Source organism: Priestia sp. P5_B4 (genome assembly GCF_056400385.1).
This window is the reverse complement of the sequence record NZ_JBFULJ010000137.1, coordinates 1-7601: the sequence shown is the minus strand read 5'-3', so window position 1 is coordinate 7601 and position 7601 is coordinate 1. Positions and strand designations below refer to the sequence as shown.

General features: G+C 38.2%; 7 protein-coding genes. 2 read left to right on the top strand and 5 right to left on the bottom strand.

The window, feature by feature from the left end:
- Positions 1-182: 182 nt before the first annotated feature.
- Both AC1DRF_RS12805 and AC1DRF_RS12800 read right to left on the bottom strand, forming a co-directional pair.
- Entirely contained in the window at positions 183-1877 is a 1695-nt protein-coding gene (locus AC1DRF_RS12805; RefSeq protein ID WP_477740872.1) for a M3 family oligoendopeptidase, read from the bottom strand.
- A 171-nt stretch (positions 1878-2048) separates the two neighbouring features.
- On the bottom strand, positions 2049-2519 hold the full coding sequence (locus AC1DRF_RS12800; protein ID WP_477740871.1) for a MarR family winged helix-turn-helix transcriptional regulator: 471 nt from the start codon (positions 2517-2519) through the stop codon (positions 2049-2051).
- Positions 2520-2718: 199 nt separating this feature from the next.
- On the opposite strand from AC1DRF_RS12800, the gene AC1DRF_RS12795 reads away from it, so the two are divergent.
- Both AC1DRF_RS12795 and AC1DRF_RS12790 read left to right on the top strand, forming a co-directional pair.
- Positions 2719-3486 carry a DUF4931 domain-containing protein gene (locus tag AC1DRF_RS12795; protein ID WP_427075480.1) on the top strand — a complete coding sequence of 256 codons (768 nt, stop codon included), beginning with the start codon at positions 2719-2721 and terminating at the stop codon, positions 3484-3486.
- 156 nt (positions 3487-3642) lie between these two features.
- Positions 3643-4374: a ZIP family metal transporter gene (locus tag AC1DRF_RS12790; protein ID WP_013055967.1), complete on the top strand. Its 732-nt coding sequence runs from the start codon at positions 3643-3645 to the stop codon at positions 4372-4374.
- A 64-nt stretch (positions 4375-4438) separates the two neighbouring features.
- Here the strand turns inward: AC1DRF_RS12790 and AC1DRF_RS12785 are convergent, their stop codons facing one another.
- The 3 genes from AC1DRF_RS12785 to AC1DRF_RS12775 all read right to left on the bottom strand — a co-directional run bounded on the left by AC1DRF_RS12785 (position 4439) and on the right by AC1DRF_RS12775 (position 7591).
- Positions 4439-4678, bottom strand: a complete 240-nt coding sequence (locus tag AC1DRF_RS12785; RefSeq protein ID WP_016763388.1) for an aspartyl-phosphate phosphatase Spo0E family protein — start codon at positions 4676-4678, stop codon at positions 4439-4441.
- 451 nt (positions 4679-5129) lie between these two features.
- Positions 5130-6470, bottom strand: coding sequence for a CoA-disulfide reductase (locus AC1DRF_RS12780; RefSeq protein WP_477740870.1), 1341 nt, complete (start codon positions 6468-6470; stop codon positions 5130-5132).
- A gap of 86 nt (positions 6471-6556) precedes the next feature.
- A complete protein-coding gene (locus tag AC1DRF_RS12775) occupies positions 6557-7591 on the bottom strand; it encodes an ABC transporter permease (RefSeq protein ID WP_025749439.1) in 1035 nt (344 codons plus the stop codon).
- Positions 7592-7601 lie beyond the last annotated feature (10 nt).

Genomic DNA, 7601 nt, shown 5'->3' with positions numbered 1-7601 from the left:
GGCGAAGACTCCTGCGGGAAAAGCGGAATAGGTAAGACCCCGCAGGAGTATCAGCGCCGAGGAGGCTCACCAAGCCTTGCACGGAAATCAACGGCGGTGTAACAAGCGATTCATACTAGATTGTTTATCCCATTTGTTCGTCTTTACATTGGATTGATTTTGTTGTGTCTCAATCTCTTTTTTTATAGCTTTTTATCATCAATACTATTTAAATAGTTTTCAATTTCATCTACTACAGACTGCACGCAGCCCTCTTCGAATGGAKAGATCAAATTCGCTTCCTCTACTAATTCTAAAAACGGCTTACTTCCGCCAAGCTTACACAAATGAACGTAATCTTGCCATGCTTGTTCATGGTTTTCTCGATCTTTTTTCCAAAATTGAAATGCACAAATTTGAGCGAGCGTATAATCAATATAATAAAACGGAGACGTGTAAATATGAAGCTGGCGCTGCCAGAAGCCCCCGCTTTCTAGATAGTGATGGCCGTCATAGTTTTTAGAAGGCATATATTTCTTTTCAATTTCTCGCCACGTTTGTTTTCGTTGCGAAGGCGTCATCTCAGGGCGTTCGTATACAGCATGCTGAAATTCATCTACCGCTACCCCGTAAGGCAAGAAAGTTAAGCCTGAGCTTAAATGAGAAAACTGGTATTTATCTTTGTCTTCTTTAAAGAACAACTCCATCCAAGGCCATGTAAAATACTCCATGCTCATCGAATGGATTTCAGCTCCTTCATGCGTAGGCCAGTGATACTCATTGGTTTCCATATCTCGGCTGGAATACACTTGAAAAGCATGCCCTGCTTCATGCGTTAACACATCAATATCCCCTGATGTTCCATTAAAATTCGAAAAAATAAACGGTGCTTTGTATTCTTCAATAAACGTACAGTAGCCTCCGCCTGCTTTGCCCTTTTTAGCGACTAAATCCATCAAATTATTTTCAAGCATAAATGAAAAAAATTCGTCCGTCTCTTTAGAAAGCTCTTTATACATAACCCGTCCATTTTCAATAATCCACTTTTCATCACCTTTTGGCACTGCGTTTCCTGTTTCAAACTGAAACGGTTCATCATAATAAGTTAAGCTCTCTACTTGAATTCTTTCCTGCTGACGCTTTTTTAGTTTTTCAGTAAGGGGAACAATATACTCTTTTACTTGTTTGCGAAAAGCGGCAACCATTTCAGCATCGTAGCCTATTCTAGACATACGAGCATAGCCCACTTCTACGAAATTTTCATAGCCTAATTTTTCAGCAAGCTTGGTCCGCACTTTTACAAGTTTGTCATAAATATCATCAAATTCCTCTTCATGATCGGTAAAAAATTGAAATTTCGCTTCTGCTGCTTTTTTTCTCATTTCTCGATCAGGTGACTCCATAAACGGATCGAGCTGAGCTAACGTTCTTTCTTCTCCTTCAAATACAATTTTAGCTGACGCCACTAGTTTCGTATATTGAGACGATAGCTTATTTTCTTCCTGAAGCTCTTTTACTATTTCCGGAGAGAACGTTTTTAACTGCATTTCAGCAAGAGAGAACAGCTGCTTGCCCCACTTTTCTTCTAGTTGCTGTTTAAAAGGCGAAGAGATTAACGCTTTGTAAAATTTCTCTACATATCCTTCTAAAAGCGGCTGTGTTTCATCAAAATAGTCTTGTTCTTCCTTATAAAATTCATTCGCTGTGTCGATAGAATGACGAATATAGCAGATGTTCCCCATTGTGCTGTACTTGGAATACGCATCATTTGCTAAACGAATTGCCTCGTTTTGCTGACTGACTGACGCTGCTTCCTTAAAGTGTGTAATGGCCTTTTCAAACTGCTTTTCAATTTCATTCATATCAGGTCGCGTATATGTATAATTCTCAAATTTCATCATTTGTACCCCTTTCTCTATTGTCTGTATGTAACCTAATTCGTTTTTATCCAGCTGTATTCCTGTTAATTTCAATTTTTTGTCACTTTTTATTTTTTATGTCGATTGGTTATGAAAGAAGTCATAGAAAAAAACTCGTTTGTTCAACAGAAACAAACGAGCTTTCCTTAATTAATCAGTCGATTCCGGCAAAAATTCATCTGCATAGTGTCCTAATTTCTTAAGCATCGAAATAGCAACTTCCTTTTCTTCGCTAGACAGGACGGATAAAATATCATGAATTCTTTTTTCGTGACTCGGAAACATGCTTTCAATCATTTCCTTACCTTGCTTGGTGATAGCTGCATAGGTTACACGACGATCGTTCGGACAAGCAACGCGCTCTAAGAAGCCTTTTTTCTCAAGCTTGTCTACTACATACGTAATACTGCCGCTTGCGAGTAGAATTTTTCCGCCAATTTGCTGCAGAGGCTGCTGGCCTTTGTGGTACAATAACTCTAGGACARCAAATTCGGTTGGATTCATTCCATGCTGTTGAATAAATTTATGCACATGATCATTAATTGAACGATTGGCACGAGATAGTACAATAAATAATTTAAGAGATTGGTCTAACTCTTCTCTAGTTACATCATTCGTCATTTTAATCAGTTCCTTTAATATTATCTTGATATCAAGATAATACTAAAATTTCCCTTCAAAGTCAATCAAAGCAGGCTTATTTCAGCGGTTATTCTCTCCGCTTGTACAATTTTTTTGATAAAAAATGTATATAAGTGGATTTATACATATGCTTTTAATACAATAAACATATGACCATTACATAAAAAGGTGAATGATTATGAAACCAACCCATTTATTATTTAATTCCGCGATTGGTTCACAAAAGCCTGAAACAATCGTTAACCGGCAAAATCCCTGTCCCTTTTGCGACGTAGAATCTCTTACAGGCATTATTGAAAAACAAGGACCTATCATTTGGCTGAAAAATAAGTTTCCCGTTCTGCAAGATGCTTATCAGACGGTTATTATTGAGACTGATGAATGTTCTTCGGAACTATCTATTTATCCAAAGGAACATCTGTACACCTTGCTGAGCTTCGCTACTGAACGATGGATATCTATGATAAACAGCGGAGAATATGCTTCTGTTCTTTTCTTTAAAAACCACGGCCCCATGTCCGGAGGATCATTACGACATCCTCATATGCAAATTATTGGTTTAAATGAGATGGATGTAAATGAAAATGTGAAGCTAGAGCAGTTTGAAGGAGTCACAATTGCCCAAAATGAACACGTCACATTTAATTTATCTGTAAAACCTAGAATGGGCTTTTTTGAATTTAACGTGATAACGGATCAGCTTGACAAAGAGATGCATGCATTTGCAGATTATCTTCAAACGGCTGCTCACTATTTATTAAATCATTTTCATCGTAGCTGCACGAGCTACAACTTATTTTTTTATAATCTTAAAAACGGCAAAATTGCGGCGAAAATCATTCCTCGCTTTGCCACATCTCCTTTGTATGTAGGATATGGCATTCCTCAAGTTTCCAATAAGCTTGAGCACATTGCTAACCAAGTTCAGGAGCTGTACTTTACCTAAAAAGTTGAACCTTCACTGGTTCAACTTTTTTGTAAGGTTATTGCATAAAGCTATTCACTTTTAAAATAGTCATGCTCATAGAAACCAAAAAAACATACACTAAAAGAACGATGTGAATTGAGGATAAAAAGAAGAATACGTAAAAGGAGACGGTTTATGACTGAGGTACTAATTGGAAGCATTCTTTCTGCGCTATCGACTGGAGTAGGCGCTTTGCCTATTCTGTTTTTGAATCAAGAACTCACTCATCGCTGGAAAGATATACTTCTTGCGCTCACTGCAGGTATTATGACAGCAGCTTCTACTATGAGCTTGATTCCAGAATCTCTTCAAAGCGGCGGGTTTTTCCCCTTAGCCATTGGCTTACTGCTTGGAGTTGTAACATTAACACTCTTGGAGCAGAATATTCCTCACATTGATCTTGAGCATTCTAAAACCGGCATTCAGTTTGATGAAAAAGCACTTTTAATTGTTTCCGCTATTACTTTGCATAACCTTCCTGAAGGACTGTCTGTTGGTGTTAGCTACGCTTCAAATGTTGAAAATACAGGGAACTTAATCGCCCTTGCAATCGGTCTTCAAAATGCACCTGAAGGACTGTTGGTAGCGCTATTTTTAGCTCAGCAAAATATCAGTAAAATAAAAGCATTTTTAATTGCTACCCTTACAGGCTCCGTTGAGATTGTAACGTCTTTACTCGGGTTTTATTTAACTAATTTTGTTGATTCTCTCGTTTCATATGGATTAGCTTTTGCTGCTGGAGCCATGCTTTTTATTATTTATAAAGAGTTGATTCCAGAAAGTCACGGCGATGGAAACGAAAGATTTGCTACCTATTCGTTTATTTTTGGTATTTTGTTTATGATCTTTTTAATTAACATTTTTTAAAGGTGAAGAGAGGCCACGGGCAGCATGATTGTTTTACTGCCCGATCCCGAATGCTTGTCCTGTATTACAGCTTTGAAAAAGATAAAAAGCGGCTAATCAGTGTGGCAAACGATGTCTTTTCTTCCTCTTCTTTTAAACGCTTCTTTTGATAAACGAGTAAGAGCTGATCAAGCTCTTGACTACAGGTAACGGTTTCTTCATTAGTCAAACCTTTTTCTTCTCCGAGCTGCACCATCTTTTGTCTTTTTTGGACGATTTCTACTAATAATCTCTCTGATTTCGTTCTATTTCTCACTCCAAACACAAAATCCTCTCCTATGACAAAGAAATTAGCTTATAACGCATTATTACAAATTCTACTAAATATGTAAATAGAGTCGCAATAATAGACATTTTTTTTGCAAAAAAATTATTTTGTCGGAATTTACAAGCGCTTACATTACTATAGGAATACCATTTATCTTTTTTTTACAACTTGTTTTTCGACAAAAGATGCTGCTTGTCGAATCGAAAAAAGATTGAAACATAACGAAATCAATACAATCTAAAAACGAACAAATAGGATACATGAGCCGAACCGCTTGTCCCGCAGGAATTTTCGCCTTGCCCTCGAGTCAACAGCTAGAAGCAGCTAAATATATGAAGCCTGCGTTCGCCCTCACCATAAAAAAATCCGAAMGAAGTTGATTCTTAATCAAGAATCACTTTGTTCGGATCTTCCTTCAGCTAACATACTTTTGTCTCTATATCTTTTTCTATTCAGCTTTCTGAGCAGCAATTTGTACAGCATCCCATACCGTAGCAAAAGGAGGGGCATACGAAAGATCTAGCATGGTTATTTCATCTGTTGTCAGGCGGCAAGTAATAGCTGTCGCAAATACATCGATTCGTTTTGCTACTCCTTCTTTCCCAATCATTTGAACCCCCAAAATCTCTTTTGTTTCAGGATGATAAACAAGTTTTATCACAATCTTTTCAGCTCCTGGATAGTAAGAAGCATGACTCGGAGCCTCTGCTGTGATGGCTTTGTATAAAAGAGAATTTTCTCTTGCTTCTCTTTCTGAAATGCCGGTTTTTCCAATTTCATAGTCCATCACTTTGACAATACTTGTACCTACAACACCCGGAAATTCTCGCTTTTCTCCCCCTAATCGGTAACCAAGAACCCTTCCCTGCTTATTAGCAATGRTTCCAAGAGCAATATGAACATCTTTTTTTAATACGCGGTGATAGCTCGTTGCACAATCTCCTGCTGCGTAGATATGAGGCACGTTGGTTTCCAACTTCTCGTTTACTAAAATAGCTCCATTTTCAAGCATCCTTAGTCCGTTTCTTTCTAAGAATTGCGTATTCGGACGAACTCCTACATTTACAATCACTAAATCTGTTTGATACGTTTGGCGGTTTGTTTGAACGTGAGTGACGGAACCATCTGAATGCAACAATGCTTCCACTTCTTCTTCGAAATGAAATAAAATATCGTCATCTAGCTGCTTTTGCAACTGCTCTGCCATTTCTTGATCTAAAATAGATAGAATCTGCTTTCCCTGTTCAATAACCCGTACTTCTTTTCCCAAAGCCTTCATTGCTTCAGCTACTTCCATTCCGACATATCCTCCGCCGATAATGGTGACTTTCTCTACGGAGTGAGCCTGTAGATATGTATAGATTCTTTCGCTGTCTGCTAATGATTTTAATGTGCATACATTCGGCATGTTATCACTCATAAAATTGGGTTTAACAGCTGTTGTTCCAGTTGCAATGATGAGTTCATCATATGTTACCTCTTTTTCCGTTTGCGTCTTTACATTTTGCACTACTATGTATTTTTTTGTATGATTTACTTCTTTTACTTCGTGAAAAAGATGGACGGAGATGTTTCGCTCTTCAAACTCTTGTTTCGTCCGAGCAACCAAATCATCTTTTTCTTTTACAACACCTGACAGATAGTAAGGCATGCCACATGCGCTATAAGAGATATCTCCACCTTTTTCAAACACAAGGATTTCCACTTCTTCTTTTTCTTTCATCCGACGAAGCTGTGAAGCTGCGCTCATTCCGGCGGCTACTCCTCCTATAATGACGACACGTTTCATCTATACTCCCTCTTTCTACATAAATAATAGGCTATACTATTGTTTTTCCTTATTCTTTCCGATTTCAAACGAAAAAAAACGGCTGTTTACACAGCCGTAGATGTTTGTTTTGAGCGGTAATACGTTAAAGCCAAGGCTCCTGCTAATACAGCTCCTTTAATAATGTCTTGCATATAATACGGAACATTTAGCATCGTTAACCCATTTAACAGCACACCAATTAAAATAGAACCAATCAGCGTCCCGAATACATTCGGTTTCCCTGCTCCAAATACGGAAAAGCCAATGTATGTAGCAGCTACGGCATCCATTAAAAATGGTGAGCCGGCGTTCACTTCTCCTACCCCAATACGGGCAGCTAAAACGACTCCTCCAATTCCAGCAAGCAAACCTGAAAACATATAGGCATACATACGGTAACGATTAACCGGTACACCCGAAAGTCTTGCTGCTTCTATGTTCCCTCCTGTTACGTAGAAAAAACGCCCAAACTTCGTATAGGAAAAAACGATATGAACAAGCAGCACAGTCAGCAGCATAATGATAACCGGGACAGGAATACCTAGTAAATGACCTTGCCCCAGTGCAAGGAAAGATGGAATAAAAATTCCCGGAGCTCTGTCTCCGCTTGGTAAAGGCATATTGGTATAAATGGCTGAGCCTTTTGTATACGTTAATAAAATCCCCTGTACGATGAACATCATTGAAAGAGTTGCTAAAATATCAGGAATCTTTACTTTCACTACTAAAAAAGCATTTACTAACCCGATAAGAAGCGATGCAATAATTGGAACAATGATAGCGACTGCAATTTCTTGTCTGTGTAAAACAAGCATAGAGGCTGATAAAATAGTGGCTAACCCCGCCGTAGACCCTACAGATAAATCGAGTCCGTTGACGGTTAACGATATCGTTACACCAAGCGCTATTAAAGTAACAATGGAAATAGAGCGCAGGATATCACTAATGTTTTCTCCTGTTAAAAAGTTAGGTGTGGCAATGGAGAAGATAATCATAATAACAAAAATCATTAAGACTGTCCCATATTTATAAAAAAAGTCGAAAACACTTATTTTTCTCTTTGGTTTCGCTACAGGTTCTGTTACATACTCCGCACTCATCCTTTTACTC